Here is a 16,165-nt window from a genome sequence, read left to right on the forward strand (position 1 = left end):
CGTTGCACAGGGCTCTGACCCTCAGCCAGGCATCATTCCAGCGCGTAGCGCAGGGTGAACAGCACCGCCACCAGCCACACTGCTGGATGCACTTCGCGCCAGCGCCCGGTACCGGCCTTCAGCGCGGCATAGGCGATGAAGCCGAACGCCAGGCCGTTGGCAATCGAGTAGGTGAACGGCATCGCCAGCGCACACAGCGCCGCCGGCACCGATTCGGTCAGGTCGCTCCAGTCCACTTCCACCAGCTCGCGCAGCATCAGGCCGGCCACGAACAGCAGCGCCGGTGCGGTGGCATAGCTGGGCACCATCGCTGCCAGCGGCGAGAACAGCAGTGCCGCCAGGAACAGGGCCGACACCACCAAAGCGGTCAGCCCGGTGCGCCCGCCCACCTGCACGCCCGAGGCGCTTTCGGCGAAGGCGGTGGTGCTGCTGGTGCCGAGCATCGAGCCTGCAACAATCGCGGTGCTGTCGGCCAGCAAGGCGCGGCCGAAACGCTTCTGCGCGCCCGGCAGCTTCAGCAGGCCGGCGCGGCCGACCACGCCGTACAGCGTGCCGGTGGCATCGAACACTTCCACCAGCACGAACACCAGCACCACCTGCAGCAGCACGGCGATCGGTGCGCCGCCGTCATGGTGCAGCAGGCCCGGCAGGTCCAGCTGCAGGAAGGTCGGGGCCAGGCTCGGCGGCAACGACACCAGGCCCTGGTACTGCACGTCGCCCAGCGCCCAGCCCGCGCCGGTCACCGCCAGGATGCCGATCAGGATCGCACCGCGGATGCGCCGCGCTTCCAGCACCGCGATCAGCAGGAAGCCGGCCAGGGCCAGCAGCGGCGGCGCCGTGTTCAACGGGCCCAGCGCCACCAGCGTGTCTTCATTGCCGACGATCACGCCGGACTTCTGCAGCGCGATGATCGCCAGGAACAGGCCGATGCCGGCCACGATGGCCGAACGCAGCGAGGAAGGAATACCGGATACCAGCCAGGCGCGCACACCGGTCAGCGACAGCACCAGGAACACCAGGCCGGAAATGAACACCGCACCGAGCGCCTGCTGCCACGGCAGGCCCGCAGCGCCGACCACGGTGAAGGCGAAGAATGCGTTCAGGCCCATGCCCGGCGCCATGCCCACCGGGAAGTTGGCGGCCAGCGCCATCACCGCCGAACCCAGTGCCGCCGCCAGGCAGGTGGCCACGAACACCGCACCGGCATCCATGCCGGTGGTGCCGAGGATCTCGGGGTTCACGAAGACGATGTAGGACATCGTCAGGAAGGTGGTGACACCGGCCAGCAGCTCGGTGCGCACGGTGGTGCCGTGCTGCTGCAGCTGGAACAGGCGCTCGAACAGGGACATCGCGAAATCTCAATCCGTTGGTGGTGGGTACCGACTGTGGGTGGTGGGTACCGACCGTTGGTGGTGGGTACCGACCGTTGGTCGGTACGCTCCAAGCGTCACCACCAACGGTGGTGACCTACCGAAGAGAAAGGCCGCGCGAGCGCGGCCTTTCCGGTTGCCTTATTTCAGCGCCTTGAAGCGCAGGCGCTTGGGCGCGGCGTCGTCGCCCATGCGGCGGCGCTTGTCTTCTTCGTACTCGCGGTAGTTGCCCTGGAAGAACTCCACGTGCGAGTCGCCTTCGAACGCCAGGATGTGGGTCGCGATGCGATCCAGGAACCAGCGGTCATGCGAAATGACGAAGGTGTTGCCCGGGAACTCCAGCAGCGCATCTTCCAGCGCACGCAGGGTTTCGATGTCCAGGTCGTTGGACGGTTCGTCGAGCAGCAGCACGTTGCCACCCTGCAGCAGGGTCTTGGCCATGTGCAGGCGGCCACGCTCACCACCGGACAGCGAACCGACCATCTTCTGCTGGTCCTGGCCCTTGAAGTTGAAGCGGCCGATGTAGGCGCGCGACTGGATCTCGATGCCGTTGATGTTGAGGATGTCCAGGCCGCCAGCGATTTCCTGGAAGACGTTGTGGTTGCCTTCCAGCGCGTCGCGGCTCTGGTCCACGTAGGACAGCTTCACCGTCGGGCCGACCACGATCTCGCCGGTGTCCGGCTTTTCCTGGCCGGTGATCATCTTGAACAGGGTCGACTTACCGGCACCGTTGGGGCCGATGATGCCGACGATGGCGCCGGCCGGCACCAGGAAGCTCAGGTTGTCGAACAGCAGGCGGTCGCCGAACTTCTTGGAGACGTTCTTGAACTCCATCACCGCATTGCCCAGGCGCTCGCCCGGCGGGATGAAGATTTCATTGGTCTCGTTGCGCTTCTGGTAATCGACCGACTGCAGCTCTTCCAGGCGGGCCAGACGCGCCTTGCCCTTGGTACGGCCACCCTTGGCGTTCTGGCGCGACCATTCCAGTTCCTTCTGGATCGCCTTCTGGCGAGCCTTTTCCTGGTTGTCTTCCTGCTTCAGGCGCTCGTCCTTCTGGGTCAGCCAGTCGGTGTAGTTGCCCTTCCACGGAATGCCGCGGCCGCGGTCCAGTTCCAGGATCCACTCGGCGGCGTTGTCCAGGAAGTAACGGTCATGGGTAACGGCCACCACGGTGCCGGTGTAGCGGGCCAGGAACTGCTCCAGCCATTCCACCGACTCGGCGTCGAGGTGGTTGGTCGGTTCGTCGAGCAGCAGCATGTCCGGCTTCTGCAGCAGCAGGCGGCACAGCGCCACGCGGCGCTTCTCACCACCGGACAGCTTGCCCACGACGGCATCCCACGGCGGCAGGCGCAGCGCATCGGCGGCCACGTCCAGCTGGTTTTCCAGGGTGTGCGCGTCGCCGGCGGCCAGGATCGCCTCCAGGCGCTCCTGTTCCTTGGCCAGCGCGTCGAAGTCGGCGCCTTCCTCGGCGTAGGCGGCGTACACCGCTTCCAGCGCGGCCTGGGCCTGCAGCACTTCGCCCACGCCTTCCTCAACCGCTTCACGCACGGTCTTGGTCGGGTCCAGCTCCGGTTCCTGCGCCAGGTAGCCGACCTTGATGCCCGGCTGCGGGCGGGCTTCGCCCTCGAAATCGGTGTCCACGCCGGCCATGATCTTCAGCACGGTGGACTTGCCGGCGCCGTTCAGGCCCAGCAGGCCGATCTTCGCGCCCGGGAAGAACGACAGCGAGATGTCCTTGATGATCTGCCGCTTGGGCGGGACCACCTTGGACACGCGGTTCATGGTGTAGATGTATTGCGAGGACATGCGGTCTCCGTAGGCGCGGCCCTGCGCCCGGCCCGTCACGGGAAGATCCCGATGCGGCAGCGGGCACAGACTGAAATGGAATACCGCCAATTATAGCCGGAACCGGTTCCGGGCCGCGCCCGGCAGGGGGCGCCGGACTGGCTGCGGCCTGAATACTCGGTCACAGTCCCGCAGCGGGAAGCGTTTCCAGCCGGAAACCGTTCAGACCGTATGCGCAATATGGGCTCACCACCCACCCAAGCAGAGGTCCGATATGCGCATCAATCGAGTAATGGCCAGTGCCGTGGCCTCTGTGCTGGCGCTCGGCGCAGTGGCCCCCGCCTTCGCCGACAACGACCACCGTGACCGCCGTGAATGGCGCGAAGACCGCCGAGAGTGGCGCCAGGACCGCCGCGACTGGGAACGCGACCGCCGCGAGGCACGCCGTGATTACCGCGAAGACCGCCGCGACTGGCATCGCGACCACGACCGTTACTACCGCCCGGCACCGCCGCGCGTGGTCTACCGGCCGGCGCCGCCGCCGCCGCGTTATGGCAACTACGGTTGGCGGGTCGGTTCGCCCTACCGCAATTACTACTCCGGCCCGGTCTACGTGGTGAACGACTACCCGCGCTACCACCTGCGCCGCCCGCCGTATGGCCACCACTGGATCCGCGATGACCGCGGCAACATGCTGCTGGTGGCCATCGCCACCGGTGTGATCGCCCAGTACGTGCTCAGCGGCCGCTGAGCCGGCCACGGGGTCGGATCCCGTTCCAAAGGAACGGGCTCTGACCCCACAACACCCATCGAAACCATACGGGGCCGGATTCCTTCGGGGATGCCGGCCCCGTCCGTTTCGGCCCCAGCGGCGCGGTGCGGGGCTACAATCAAGGGCTGAGCCGTACCCCTTTTCCCTGCCTGCTGGAGTACCCGATGTTCCCGCGTGACGTCCGCATCGAATCCTACGATCCCGAACTGGCCAAGGCCATCGCCGCTGAGACCCAGCGCCAGGAAGACCACGTCGAGCTGATCGCCAGCGAGAACTACACCAGCCCGGCGGTGATGGAAGCCCAGGGCAGCCAGCTGACCAACAAGTACGCCGAAGGCTACCCGGGCAAGCGCTACTACGGTGGCTGCGAATACGTGGATATTGCCGAGCAGCTGGCGATCGACCGCCTCAAGCAGCTGTTCGGTGCGGACTACGCCAACGTGCAGCCGCACAGCGGTTCGCAGGCCAACCAGGCCGTGTACTTCGCGCTGCTGCAGCCGGGTGACACCATCCTCGGCATGAGCCTGGCCCACGGCGGCCACCTCACCCACGGCGCCAAGGTCAATGCCTCCGGCAAGCTGTTCAACGCCGTGCAGTACGGCGTGAACGACCAGGGCCTGATCGACTACGACGAAGTCGAGCGCCTGGCCCTGGAGCACAAGCCGAAGATGGTCGTGGCCGGCTTCTCGGCCTACTCGCAGGTGATCGACTGGGCGCGCTTCCGCGCCATCGCCGACAAGGTCGGTGCCTACCTGTTCGTGGACATGGCGCACGTCGCCGGCCTGGTCGCCGCCGGCGTCTACCCGAGCCCGCTGGAACACGCCCACGTGGTCACCTCGACGACCCACAAGACCCTGCGCGGCCCGCGCGGCGGCATCATCGTCGCCAAGGGCGCCGACGAAGACCTGGTCAAGAAGCTGCAGTCGATCGTGTTCCCGGGCATCCAGGGCGGTCCGCTGATGCACGTCATCGCCGGCAAGGCCGTGGCCTTCAAGGAAGCGCTGGAACCGGGCTTCAAGGCCTACCAGCAGCAGGTGGTGAAGAACGCCCAGGCGATGGCCAACACGCTCATTGCGCGTGGTTACAAGATCGTCTCCGGTGGTACCCAGAACCACCTGATGCTGGTGGACATGATCGGCAAGGACGTGTCCGGCAAGGACGCGGAAGCCGCGCTGGGCAAGGCCCACATCACCGTCAACAAGAACTCGGTGCCGAACGACCCGCGTTCGCCGTTCGTCACCTCGGGCCTGCGCCTGGGCACGCCGGCGGTGACCACCCGTGGTTACGTCGAACAGGACTGCGTGGATCTGGCCAACTGGATCGCCGACGTGCTCGACGCACCGGCCGATGAAGCCGTCATCGCCCGCGTGCGCGACGCGGTCAGCGCGCAGTGCCGCAAGTACCCGGTCTACGGCTGATCGAAGCAGGGGTCGGATCCCTTCCCGCAGGGAAGGGCTCTGGCCCGCCATCAGGAATCCCGCGCATGGATGAAAGCGGACACAAGCGCATGGTGGCGGTTGGCGGTCTGTTGCTGGGCCTGCCGGCCCTTGCCGCCGCAGGCACCGTCGCGGTGCTGGGGCTGATGGTCGTGGCGGACGGGAAGTATCTGTCCGGCAACGAACCCACCGTGCTGCTGCTGTGGTCGTCGGGCGGCGTCATCGGCCTGCTGTCGTGGTTGTGGCTGAGCGGTGTGTTCCTGCGCCGTGGCCGCGCCGGTCTGCGGCAATCGTCGCCTGCTGTGTGGGTGGGGTTGGGGCTGGGCGTCCTGGCGGCGTTGGCTGTGGTCGCGGTCACACTGCACCTGGTGTTCAAGCAGGGCGAATTCGCGCTTTTGAGCTACCTGGGCTTGGGGCCACCGTTCCTGCTGCCGGCCGCACATCTGGCCTGGTTGCGACGGGGCGCGACCGACGCTGTATGACTGCTGGTTGGAAGTTTCAAAGAAATTGCATGGTGTGTTGCAGGCGTCAGAACTAGGGTCTTCCGAACGACTGAGTGGAGCCCCCGATGCAACCCTGGCGCCGCCGACACGGCCTCTACCTGCTTCTCCACAGCCTTCTTTTTTCCATTCCCTGCGCGTTGGCTGGCCTGTTGGGTTCGCTGCTGTTTCTATGGGTATGGGCGCACGGAGGTGACAACAGCGCACTTCTTGCATTGCTTGCGATGTGGGGTCTGCTCTCTGTGACGGCGATCCCGCTTGTTTTCCAGCTCGCAAACACGTGGCAGCTGCGCGGACCGGATGGATTGAAGCCCGCCGCGCCAGTGCTGGGGACGCTGTTTCTAGTGTCAGCTGCTCAGGCTGTGTCCGCGTTGGTGATAACAGTTTCAAGTCTTGGAGTGCATCCGATACTGCTGATATTGGCAATCGGTTGGGGGCTCCCTGGATCAGCCTCGCCTGCCACCTCCGATGGCTGTCGAAGGCCAGCGGACCAGTGAAGTGAAGCGGAGTTTGCTGGTTGGGACCTTCTCAAGTGCTGTTGCGACTCTGTCATGACCGTGCCAGCAGGTATTCCCCTGAGCCAGGCGTTCCGATTCGCCTTCGGCGTCGTCGCCGCCACGCTGTACTTCACCTTCAAGCAGGGTGAGATAACGACGCTGGGCTTCCTCGGGCTTGGGCCGCCGTTGCTGGTCATGGTGGGGCACTTGGCGTGGCTGCGCTGGGGAGCGCGAACGTCGACTCTGTCGAGCAGCTGACTTTCAGACAATTTGCATGGAGTGCGGAAAACCCGCCGCCTACCCTTTCCGCAGTCTTCACTCCGGGGTAACCCATGAACACGCCGGGTCGCCAGAAGCCTGTTGGTTTGCTTCTGCATCTCCTGCTGTTTTCCATTCCATGTGCTCTGGCGGGGGCATTGATCGCGTTGGTGCTTCTGATGGCATGGCTCAGCCGCCAGCCATCGGAAGTGTTTCTGATGGCCGCCGCAAGTTGGGCGCTCATGTCGGTATGGAGTGCCTACGCAGCGCCGATGCTGGCGAACACCTGGCGGACTGCAGGTGCCAAAGGGCTGTGTTCCAAAGCTGCCTGGTTGGAGGCTTTGCCCATTGTTTCTGCAGTCCAGGCGGCGGCAGGTGCGGCGATGCTCTTTGCGGCGATTGGGTGGGACCCCGGGCTATTGCTGGTTATGCCTTTCCTGATCGTCTTCGGTGCGCCTTGGGCCAGCCTGAGCTTGCACTTGCGATGGTTGGCAAGGCTGGAGAAATGAGTTGCCCGGTGTGCGCGCCGCCGGTATCTCCGCCCCGAAAGGCCATTCTCCGCCGAGCAGCGATGGGGCGTTGGGTCTACGGTCTGCGCATCACGGTGGTAGTGCTGGCGCCCGACACTCCCCGACCACGGCCGAGCGCTGCCCGGATTTGCTGCCGAACGCTTTCTCAGGTACCTTTGCGACGCTGCCATGACCGTGGCAGTAAGGTTGCTCCCTGAGCCAGGCGTTCCATGCACTGCCCCTTCTGCCAACATGCCGATACCCGGGTCATCGACTCGCGCGTCTCCGAAGACGGCGCGACGATTCGCCGTCGGCGTGAATGCGAAGCGTGCGGCGAGCGTTTCAGCACCATGGAAACGGTCGAGCTGAAGCTGCCGGCCATCGTCAAGAGCGATGGCACCCGCGAAGCGTTCGATCAGCGCAAGGTACGTGCCGGCTTCGATCGCGCGCTGCAGAAGCGTGCGGTGGCCGAAGACAAGATCGAAGCGGCGGTGCGCGCAGTGGTCCACCAGCTGCGCATCAGTGGCGAGCGCGAAGTGCCCTCGATCAAGGTTGGCGAGTTCGTGATGAACGAACTGCGCAAGCTCGATCATGTCGGGTATGTGCGCTTTGCATCGGTGTACCGCAGCTTCGAGGACGTGGCCGATTTCCGCGAGGAGATCGAGAAGCTCGAACGTGACCTGCCGTCCAGTACCGAACAGCTGCAGCTGCTGGGCGATGTGATCGCCCTGACCAAGAAGAAGAAGGGCTGACGCTCTGGTAGCTGCCAACCTTGGTTGGCGCGGAGACACCCATCCACGCGTGGCGTGGATCTACTTTGGCCTGGTGGGTGCCAACCTTGGTTGGCGCTTTGATCTACATCCACGCATGGCGTGGATCTACGCCAACGGCGCTACCATGGCGGCATGACCGCCCCGTTCTCCGTCCTCGACCACCTGCACATGGCCACCGCATTGCGGCTTGCCGAGCGTGCCGCCTACACCACCCGTCCCAACCCGATGGTCGGTTGCGTGATCGCCCATGGCGAACGCGTGGTCGGGCAGGGCTGGCACCAGCGTGCTGGCGGTCCGCATGCCGAAGTGTTCGCGCTGCGCGAAGCAGGTAGTGAAGCACGTGGCGCCACTGCCTACGTCACCCTGGAGCCCTGCGCGCATTACGGGCGCACGCCGCCGTGCGCGTTGGCGCTGATCGAGGCGGGCGTGTCGCGCGTGGTCGCGGCGATGCGCGATCCGTTCCCGAAAGTCGATGGTGGGGGTTTCGACCTGTTGCGCGAAGCCGGCATCGAGGTCGTCGAGGGCTTGATGGCCGCGCAGGCGCGCGAACTCAACAAGGGCTTCCTGTCGCGCGTGCAGCGCAACCGCCCATGGCTGCGGGTGAAGCTGGCCGCCAGCCTGGATGGCCGCACCGCGATGGCCGACGGCACCTCCAAGTGGATTACCGGCCCGGCCGCGCGTGAGGACGTGCAGCATTGGCGCGCACGCGCGGGCGCGATCCTGACCGGTGCCGACACCGTGCTCGCCGACGACCCGATGCTGACCGTGCGTTTGGCCGATACCGAGGTGATGCCGCCGCTGCGCGTGGTGCTCGATTCGCGCCTGCGCTCGCTGGAATGCAGCCGCGTGCGCGAGGGTGGAGCACCCACGCTGTACCTGCACGATGCGATGGTCAGCCCTCCCGACGCAGCCGATGCGGCATTTGCCAGCGTGGCGGTGCGCCACGGCCGGCTTGATCTGGGCGCGGTGCTGGCACTGCTCGCCGAGCGCGGCATCAATGAAGTGCACACCGAAGCCGGCGCGACGCTGGCCGGTGCACTGCTGCGCGGTGGCTGGGTGGACGAATTGCTGCTGTACCAGGCCCCCACGTTGCTGGGTGACAGCGGCCGGCCGCTGCTGGCCGGACTGGGCATTGATGCGATGGACCAGCAGCGCCGCCTGCGCGTGGTCGACCAGCGGCAGTTGGGTGAGGATCTGCGTCTGCTGCTGCGCGCCTGACGGCACCGCCGGGCCGTTGCCCTCACCACCGACATCGCGATCGTCGCGGTGTGCCTCAACGGCACTGCTCCCATCCGGGTTGCGCATGGATGCGAGGTGCAATCTGCAAGTTGCAGTATTCCAGCAGCTGGCGCGCATCCATGCCGACGACGTGCCGAAGGACTTCTGACTGCAACAGGTCGACTCGGCCGATCTGATCCGGGCTGAACTGATTCACGCAGCGACGGTACTGGTAAAGGGGCCAATCACATGCGTTCGACCCGGTCAGGCGGGGAGCATCTTCTTCCAGCATGCGTCGATCCCAGCCAGGGTAGGGGATGAATGCATCCAGCAACTGCCGTTCCAGCGCATCGACGCCGCTGCTCAGCCAGGTGCTTCTGCCGTGGCGGAAGAATTCCAGATTGCCTGAGACCGTTCTGGTGGTCGCGCTTTGCAGCAACTCCATCTGCTGGCGGTAGACCGGCGCCATGGCCGCTGGCGTGACGGCTACCGCGCCGTTCTGGCTTGCCTTGCGGTAGACGGGGTACAACGATTCGAACGCTGGCACCGCACAGCGGTAAGCCAGCGTGGCCGTCGTTCTGCGCGGATGGATGCTGATGGTCATGATGTCGCATGCGAGCTGGCTCCACCGGGATGCAGCCGCCGCACCCAGTGGGGGTGCCGTCAGCTGGGCCCTTTTGAAGGCACTCCGGATCGCACCGTCATTGCCGATGTGCGCCTTCGTTGTCTGCAGGCGTTCGAGATAGCCGGGGCGGGAATACGTTCCCTGCCACTGCGCATCGAGCGTGCGCCGCGCCGCAGGATCGCCATGGATGACCAGTGCCAGATACAGCTGGAAGTTCTCCGCAACCATTTTCTCGACAATGGCGGTGCCCGCAGCGTCGGCGGGCAGGTTGACCATGCTCGCAAGCATGCACAGCGCCACCAGCCAGCGACATCCCGGGGTGGACACTACAACGGACACTTTCCAGCCCATTGCCGCTTCCAGAACGCCTGCATGTCCTTGCAATAGGGACCAAGTTCATCATCGTGCAACTGCATGGCCTGCAGCTGCAGAATACGCCGCGTCGCACCATCGTCCCGTTCCCCGAGAGCGGCGATGCAGGCGTCGTGGTAGTCAAGGAACGTGCGACACGGGGCATTCTGCTCAATCCGTGTCTCCAGCCCTGCCATGCGCACGCTGACCTCTTCACTGGCCGCAGGCGGGGCGGAAAAAGTGATCTCTGGCGCCGCTGCCGGTTGGCAGGCCGTCGCAGCGGAAACCAAGAGCATCGTGGGAAGGCGCTTCAGCATCACATGGCCAGGTCAGTCAGAATCGGGGTGCCGAGGATGGGGGTTGATCGCCGGAGGGTCCATGCAACTAGTCCGAAATCTTCCCATCACGCCGGGCCGCGCGCGGCAGCACACCGGCATTCCGATCATCCTGCGGATGGTGTGCGGGTTCACAGACCTCTTCCGCATTGGCCACAATCGGCTGCCCCAGCCACGTATCAAGCGGCAGCAGCCGTCCCAGAACGACCTGATGCAACTGGTGCGCGCGCTCAGCATGTGCGAATTCATGGCGCGCCTGGTACCAGCCGGTGACCGGCGTGCAGTGCGGGGCATCCGGCGCCTCGCGCAGCAGTGCTGCCCAGCGCGAGAAAAGCCTATCGACGTGCGCCTGCTGCTTGCTCTTCGGAATGTCGCGCAGTGCCAGATACGCCTGCCGCAACGGCTCGACGTCGGGATGCCGGCACAGCAGCCGGTACATGCCGATTTCCGGAGATCCCAGCGCGACGAAGTCCTGCGCGGTGCAGCGCACGTGCGGCAGGCGTAACGCCAGGGCCTCGGCAAACGCGTGGATGATGGTCGGAGAGGGAACGGACAGTGGCTGTCGCGCCAGCCACGCTGGAACGTCGTCGACAATGGGCTGCCAGTCGATGCTGCTGGCGGGGGCTGCGCGTTCGTCCAGCACCCGCAGCGCATGCCGCGCCTCGGTATCGTCCTGCAGCAGCACACGTGCCTGCAGGCTGTATTCCTGCTCGGGAGGCAGGGCGACGGCGTGGCCGCTCAACACGGCCATTACCATCGAAAGGACAGCGACAGCCCACCGTTTGCCTGATCGAGGTGCCCCGGCCAACACGGTCACTGCACACCCTTGGGCTTCTTCTGGCCGTGCACCGGCCAAGTGGAAACATTGAAGTGAAACAGTGCTTCCACGTCGCCACCGACATCGCGACCATCGCGGTGTGCCGGCAGGTAGCACCAGTCCCGTACCGCGTCCGTAGCTGCTGCGTCCAGCAGGGTGTTGCCGCTGGATTCGAGTATCCGCGTATCCAGCAGACGCCCGTCTACGTCCACCCGCATCCGCAGGCGCACCACGCCGCCCTCGCGCGCCTCCGCAGGGAACCTGGCAGGATGCGCATCACGTGTGCGGGGTTCGATCATCACTTTGTCGCCCCGTTCGGTGAATGCGCTGCAATCGGCGCGCGCGGTGAATGTGCGCACAGGCGCCGATGCGAACCGCAGCAGACAGCTCCGTGCGTCGTCTTCATCAGTGCAGCGTGGCGCTTCCGGATGCGGGTGATTGCGGACCCGGTTGGTGGCTTCATCTGAATCCGCCAGAGGCATGCACGCGCAGAGACCCGCTGCAGTGAACAGAAGCGCCGCTCCCCGCAGGCTCACTCGATCATCCCGGCAGCAGGTGCACCGCTGGCATTGGCTTCCAATACAGGACGGTTCTGTTCATGAGTGAGCCGGCAGTAGGTGGCTGCCCCCTCGGGGCCCAACATCGCAACTTTTCCCGCCACGTTGTCCTGCAGTGCTGTTCCGCGTTGCAGTGGGTTTCCCGGGTCGTAGCGCTCGGCGAACTTCAACTGTGCATCCAGCAGAAGATCGCAGGCGGGAATGCCGGAAAAGGCGGTGACGGACTCTGCCCGGATGCGCTCGTTCCAATCGTCGAACGGCATCAGTCTTCTCAACAGACTCATGCCGAGGAGCAGCATGTCGGTGCTGGCCCATGGGCCACTGTCGCCGATACGGGAGAACTGCGCGCTCGACATGTACTTGATCTCAGGAGCATTGCCCAGCGTTGCGGCATGCACGGCCAGGAAGGCCTTGAACCCATCGTCATCCGGATCTCCTGCGCGTGATCGTGTCAGTTGCTCCCGGTAGGCATCAAAGGCTGCAGAAACATCGGGAAGCGTGCACTGGTAGGTCACGATGCCCTGGCGGGATGAGCTGTCCTCTTCGATTCCGACCGCACGGCAGTGGATGGTCTTCAGGCGTGCGTTGACCGTACTGGCAGCAGCTGCATCGAAACCTGAGGCAAGATTCCCGAATGCATGGCGCACGTCGGCGGTGGCCCCGGCACAGGGAAATGCGCCCGGATCCGCCGTGCGCAGGCTGTTGCGCAGTGCGATCCTGGCGCCCTGGTCATTCTGGGTGACGACGCGCACATAGGCATCGAACGTGGCTTCCAGTGACATCGCAGAAGCATTCGCGGCGAAGGGCGCGCACAGCAGCAGGGCAAGGATGGTTCTCAACATGGCACGGACGAAAGCGGGAGACATCCGCGAGGATCAGCGCCTTGCGCCTCCCGGTCCATGCAATTTGTCCGAAATTCCGCGGGCCCTGCTGCCGGCGCGCGCACAGCCTGCACGGCCTGCAGGAATCGGCCGGACAAGATCCGGTGCTGCCGCAGGCGCGGGCTGCACCTACTCCGGCAACGTCAGCAGCATCTGCACCCACAGGTACAGGGGCGTCATGTCCTGCAGCACCCAGGCATCACCATCGCCCTCGCGTGCCAGGGTCGCGCTGTCGGTATGGGGGCGCTTGGGCGCACGCTGCAGCATATCGGCCAACATGCGGATGGCGGCCGGCTCGTCGCGCTCGCCCAGTGCGGCAAGCTGGGCCGCCGTGAGGCCGCCCTGCAGTGCCGCCAGGTCGGGCACCTGGCAGCTGTAGGCCACCCGGGCAACCTGCAGATCGTCACCGTCCTGGCGTTCGCTGCCGGTGCTGCGGCAGCCGGTCTGCCGCAGTGCCTGCGCCACCTGCGCCGACAGTTCACGCCCGGCCTGCGTGCGCGCGTTGTCTGCGCGGGCATCGCCCAGCAGCACCCGGCCCACCGCATCTTCCCAGCGTTCGGTGGGCATCGGCGTGCCGGTCAATGCGGCGACCTGCGCGGCAGCTTCGGCATCACCTTCCAGCATGAAGCGGGCGAACAGGTCGAAGCTCTGCCCGGACGTCGGCGGCGGTGACTGCGCCGACGCAGAGGAAACCACGAACAACAGCAGCATCAGCAGGCGTGACAACGGCGGGTACTCCACGGATCGGCAAACAAGGGTGGTGAATGGCCTGGCATCAGCGCGCGTCGTCGGGCAGGTGCTCGTTCCATTCAAAGAACGGCAGGAACGCGTCAGCCAGCCCGCTCATCAGCGGTGTCGGGTTCTGTATGCGCCAAGGGGCACGGTCATGGTCGCGATGGAACGACACGGTGATGATCTTTTCCCGCTCCGGTGCCACGCCGATCATCTGCGTGTACGCCATCGCAAGCTCCTTCGCCATCTGTGGCGGATGCGGCCCATTGAACGGCACGCGATGCTGTCGATAAACGGGCAGCAGTGCCGACAGGTCGGGCAGGTGGCATCGATAGTCGACGTCGGCGCTGTCGGTCTGCGGATGGCGCACGCTGTCGATGGCGCAGTGCACTGACGTCTGCCGCTCGCGTAGTGCTGCAGCAGCCTTCGGCCAATCAGCCAGTTCGGGCGCTTCTTCCAGATGGCTTGCCGCTGCCAGTGCCGCGGCGAAGGCAGGCCCGTTGTCGGTATCGAGATAGCGGGCCAGCGTAGCCTGCGCGGCCGTATCACCGTGCACTATCACCTGTGCATACAGGTCGAACACCTGCCCAGGCGTCAGCGCAGGTGCCGACGCCAGGGAGGCAACAGGGGCCAGCAGCAGTGCTGCCAGTCCCAGTCGTTTCAGCGCTGTGGCCTCACGCGCACTCATCGGTCCACATCATTTCGGCCATCGGACGCAGCGACTTGCACTCCTGCGTCATCTCCTCGGCCGACATCACCTGCGCCTTGGCCTTCAGCTCTTCGGCCATCGCATCAACACCGCTGATCTGGTCCGGCGCGATTTTCGCCACGCAGCTGCGATGCTGCTGCAGCAGCAGGTCGCAACCCGGTACACCGGTCACCTTCGGTGCTTTGGCCGCTTCAACGTCCTGCAGCCATTCTTCGAACGGCGCCAGCGCCCCCAGCACCGGGTCCACCAGGTCGTCGAAGTTGCTGCTGTACCAGTAAGCCTTGTCCTTGGCGGTGTACAGAGTGAGGGTGCCGGTCACGGCCTTGCGCGGGCCACTCTGCAGGCCCTTGGTGTAGGCCTCGGTGAACTGCGTGCGTGCGGCCTTGTCATCGCCGCTCAAGCTGGCAGTGAACAGCGGGCGTACGCTGTCCAGGTCGGCCAGCTGGCAGCTGAAATCAACCCGGGCGATCTTCTGGTCGTCCACGTACTCGTTGTCTTCCACCGTGCTGCGCGTGGCACGGCACTGCGAGGCCTTCAGCGCCTTGGCGTACATCGCTTCAGCGGCGGCGGGATCGCCCTTCGCGCCAGCGACGGCCAGCACCGTCTGCCACGGTTCGGCCAGCGCCAGGGCCATCATGCCCGGCACTGGCGTCAGCGAATCCTGGCCATCGAATGCCGGCTTCAGGGCGTCGTTGAGGGTGCGGGTGGCGGCGGCATCGTCTTCCAGCAGCGCACGTGCATACAGATCGAAGGTCTGTTCGGGCGTCAGCTGCGCCGGTGCAGCCGCAGCGAACAACGGGGCGCACAGCAGTGCGGTGGCCAGCAGGCCGCGGATGGGGGTCTTCATGACGGTGTTCCTGTTCCAGAGGGCGGCAAGCCTAGCGCACTTGTCATGGCATTCGATGGCGCACGGCAGCCAAGCGCATTGCGCGCGATGGCCAACAGAAAAACGGGCCCCTTGCGGGACCCGTTCGATCACACGACGAGGATCGGGCAATCAGAAGCTGGCGCGAACGCCGGCCGAGTACTGGGTGACGTCACGGTAGCCGGAGATCTCGCCGACCAGGCCCCAGGTACGGGTGAAGTTGATCTGGCCGCCGAGGGTGCCGACCCATGTGCCCTTGAACTCGTTGCCGCCGTCCATGTAACCGGCCTTGATCCAGGCTTCGGTCATGCGCGAGGGCTTGCCGCGCAGGCCCATGGTGGCACGCACCAGGTTGGTGTGGTCCTTGCTGCTGAAGCGGCCGTAGTCCACGTCCTTGACGGTGAGTTCGGCCTGCTGACGCACCCAGGCGATGTCGGCGGTGTAGTCGACGCGGTCGCTGAAGGGCATGTGGTAACCAACGCCCAGCTCCGGCTGGTTCAGCTTCAGCTTCAGCGAGCCGTAGTCGTAGTCGTAGCTCTTGCTGGCGTAGTTCCAGCCGCCGAACACGTGCACCTGCTCGGACAGCGCGATCGAACCGCGCACATAGCCGCCATCAACCTTCGGATCGTTGAACACGTCGTCGTCGGTCTTGACCTGGGTCCAGCCGCCTTCGACGTAGGTGTAGCTCAGGGCGTCGGCCGAGGCCGAGAACGGGGCGGCAGCCAGCAGGGCGGCCACGATCAGGATCTTGCGCATGGGAATTCCTGGGAATTTCAGTCCATTGGCGGTCCACCTATGCGGCAGTCCGTGGCGACCTCATGTCGTCCGACCGCCGATTTTAATGAAAGTTTTACGAAATGCGAGCGACGGCGGTCACAGGCCAGGGCACGCCCCGCTGTATCCCGACCCCGTTCAGCCCGGGCTGGTACACTGGGCGCGCCGGTTCGCCGGTACACAAACGTCTTCAGGGCGGGGTGCGATTCCCCACCGGCGGTAGGTGCGCAAGCACGAGCCCGCGAGCGCCCCGGTCTACGGCCGGGGGTCAGCAGATCCGGTCCAACGCCGGAGCCGACGGTATAGTCCGGATGAAAGAAGACGGTGCCACAGGGCCTTTGCGGCCCTGCGCCCGCCTGTTTGCCTTGCGGCGTTTTTCGCTCACTTTCCGCGGAGAACGT

General features: G+C 65.5%; 18 protein-coding genes and 1 riboswitch. Of the genes, 7 read left to right on the forward strand and 11 right to left on the reverse strand.

Features of this window, described 5'->3' with window-relative positions:
- Positions 1–32: 32 nt before the first annotated feature.
- Positions 33–1,349 (reverse strand): NCS2 family permease, encoded by a 1,317-nt coding sequence (locus N4G47_RS01470; protein ID WP_005408048.1) that lies wholly within the window; start codon positions 1,347–1,349, stop codon positions 33–35.
- Between the two features lie 162 nt (positions 1,350–1,511).
- Entirely contained in the window at positions 1,512–3,176 is a 1,665-nt protein-coding gene (gene ettA / locus N4G47_RS01475; protein ID WP_010481992.1) for an energy-dependent translational throttle protein EttA, read from the reverse strand.
- Between the two features lie 253 nt (positions 3,177–3,429).
- Between ettA and N4G47_RS01480 the strand changes: the two genes are divergently transcribed.
- The 7 genes from N4G47_RS01480 to ribD all read left to right on the forward strand — a co-directional run bounded on the left by N4G47_RS01480 (position 3,430) and on the right by ribD (position 9,118).
- Positions 3,430–3,906: an RcnB family protein gene (locus N4G47_RS01480; protein WP_107229822.1), complete on the forward strand. Its 477-nt coding sequence runs from the start codon at positions 3,430–3,432 to the stop codon at positions 3,904–3,906.
- Between the two features lie 185 nt (positions 3,907–4,091).
- Positions 4,092–5,345 (forward strand): serine hydroxymethyltransferase, encoded by a 1,254-nt coding sequence (glyA, locus tag N4G47_RS01485; protein WP_053509807.1) that lies wholly within the window; start codon positions 4,092–4,094, stop codon positions 5,343–5,345.
- A gap of 65 nt (positions 5,346–5,410) precedes the next feature.
- Positions 5,411–5,845 (forward strand): hypothetical protein, encoded by a 435-nt coding sequence (locus tag N4G47_RS01490; protein WP_475284794.1) that lies wholly within the window; start codon positions 5,411–5,413, stop codon positions 5,843–5,845.
- A 569-nt stretch (positions 5,846–6,414) separates the two neighbouring features.
- Positions 6,415–6,618 (forward strand): hypothetical protein, encoded by a 204-nt coding sequence (locus N4G47_RS01495; protein ID WP_475284796.1) that lies wholly within the window; start codon positions 6,415–6,417, stop codon positions 6,616–6,618.
- A gap of 74 nt (positions 6,619–6,692) precedes the next feature.
- Complete coding sequence (locus N4G47_RS01500) at positions 6,693–7,127, forward strand: hypothetical protein (protein ID WP_475284798.1); 435 nt, start codon at positions 6,693–6,695, stop codon at positions 7,125–7,127.
- A gap of 230 nt (positions 7,128–7,357) precedes the next feature.
- Positions 7,358–7,879 carry a transcriptional regulator NrdR gene (gene nrdR, locus N4G47_RS01505; protein ID WP_004143350.1) on the forward strand — a complete coding sequence of 174 codons (522 nt, stop codon included), beginning with the start codon at positions 7,358–7,360 and terminating at the stop codon, positions 7,877–7,879.
- Positions 7,880–8,032: 153 nt separating this feature from the next.
- Positions 8,033–9,118 (forward strand): bifunctional diaminohydroxyphosphoribosylaminopyrimidine deaminase/5-amino-6-(5-phosphoribosylamino)uracil reductase RibD, encoded by a 1,086-nt coding sequence (gene ribD / locus N4G47_RS01510; RefSeq protein ID WP_475284800.1) that lies wholly within the window; start codon positions 8,033–8,035, stop codon positions 9,116–9,118.
- A 55-nt stretch (positions 9,119–9,173) separates the two neighbouring features.
- Here the strand turns inward: ribD and N4G47_RS01515 are convergent, their stop codons facing one another.
- The 9 genes from N4G47_RS01515 to N4G47_RS01555 form a co-directional block, all read right to left on the reverse strand.
- Positions 9,174–10,094, reverse strand: a complete 921-nt coding sequence (locus tag N4G47_RS01515; protein ID WP_475284802.1) for a hypothetical protein — start codon at positions 10,092–10,094, stop codon at positions 9,174–9,176.
- On the reverse strand, positions 10,070–10,411 hold the full coding sequence (locus N4G47_RS01520) for a hypothetical protein (RefSeq protein WP_475284804.1): 342 nt from the start codon (positions 10,409–10,411) through the stop codon (positions 10,070–10,072). Before N4G47_RS01520 ends, N4G47_RS01515 begins: the two co-directional genes overlap by 25 nt.
- Before the next feature lie 67 nt (positions 10,412–10,478).
- The gene (locus N4G47_RS01525) at positions 10,479–11,171 is read right to left on the reverse strand and encodes a hypothetical protein (protein WP_475284806.1); all 693 of its coding nucleotides are present in this window, start codon (positions 11,169–11,171) and stop codon (positions 10,479–10,481) included.
- Positions 11,172–11,242: 71 nt separating this feature from the next.
- On the reverse strand, positions 11,243–11,782 hold the full coding sequence (locus N4G47_RS01530; protein ID WP_475284808.1) for an energy transducer TonB: 540 nt from the start codon (positions 11,780–11,782) through the stop codon (positions 11,243–11,245).
- The gene (locus tag N4G47_RS01535) at positions 11,779–12,645 is read right to left on the reverse strand and encodes a hypothetical protein (protein WP_475284810.1); all 867 of its coding nucleotides are present in this window, start codon (positions 12,643–12,645) and stop codon (positions 11,779–11,781) included. Before N4G47_RS01535 ends, N4G47_RS01530 begins: the two co-directional genes overlap by 4 nt.
- Positions 12,646–12,813: 168 nt before the next feature.
- Positions 12,814–13,410: a hypothetical protein gene (locus N4G47_RS01540; protein WP_475284812.1), complete on the reverse strand. Its 597-nt coding sequence runs from the start codon at positions 13,408–13,410 to the stop codon at positions 12,814–12,816.
- A gap of 49 nt (positions 13,411–13,459) precedes the next feature.
- Complete coding sequence (locus N4G47_RS01545) at positions 13,460–13,999, reverse strand: hypothetical protein (protein ID WP_475284814.1); 540 nt, start codon at positions 13,997–13,999, stop codon at positions 13,460–13,462.
- 91 nt (positions 14,000–14,090) lie between these two features.
- Positions 14,091–14,972, reverse strand: a complete 882-nt coding sequence (locus tag N4G47_RS01550) for a hypothetical protein (RefSeq protein ID WP_475284816.1) — start codon at positions 14,970–14,972, stop codon at positions 14,091–14,093.
- Positions 14,973–15,122: 150 nt separating this feature from the next.
- A complete protein-coding gene (locus N4G47_RS01555; protein WP_475284818.1) occupies positions 15,123–15,746 on the reverse strand; it encodes an outer membrane beta-barrel protein in 624 nt (207 codons plus the stop codon).
- 200 nt (positions 15,747–15,946) lie between these two features.
- Positions 15,947–16,091, forward strand: a riboswitch (FMN riboswitch).
- Positions 16,092–16,165 lie beyond the last annotated feature (74 nt).

The organism is Stenotrophomonas sp. GSD10 (assembly GCF_056172695.1).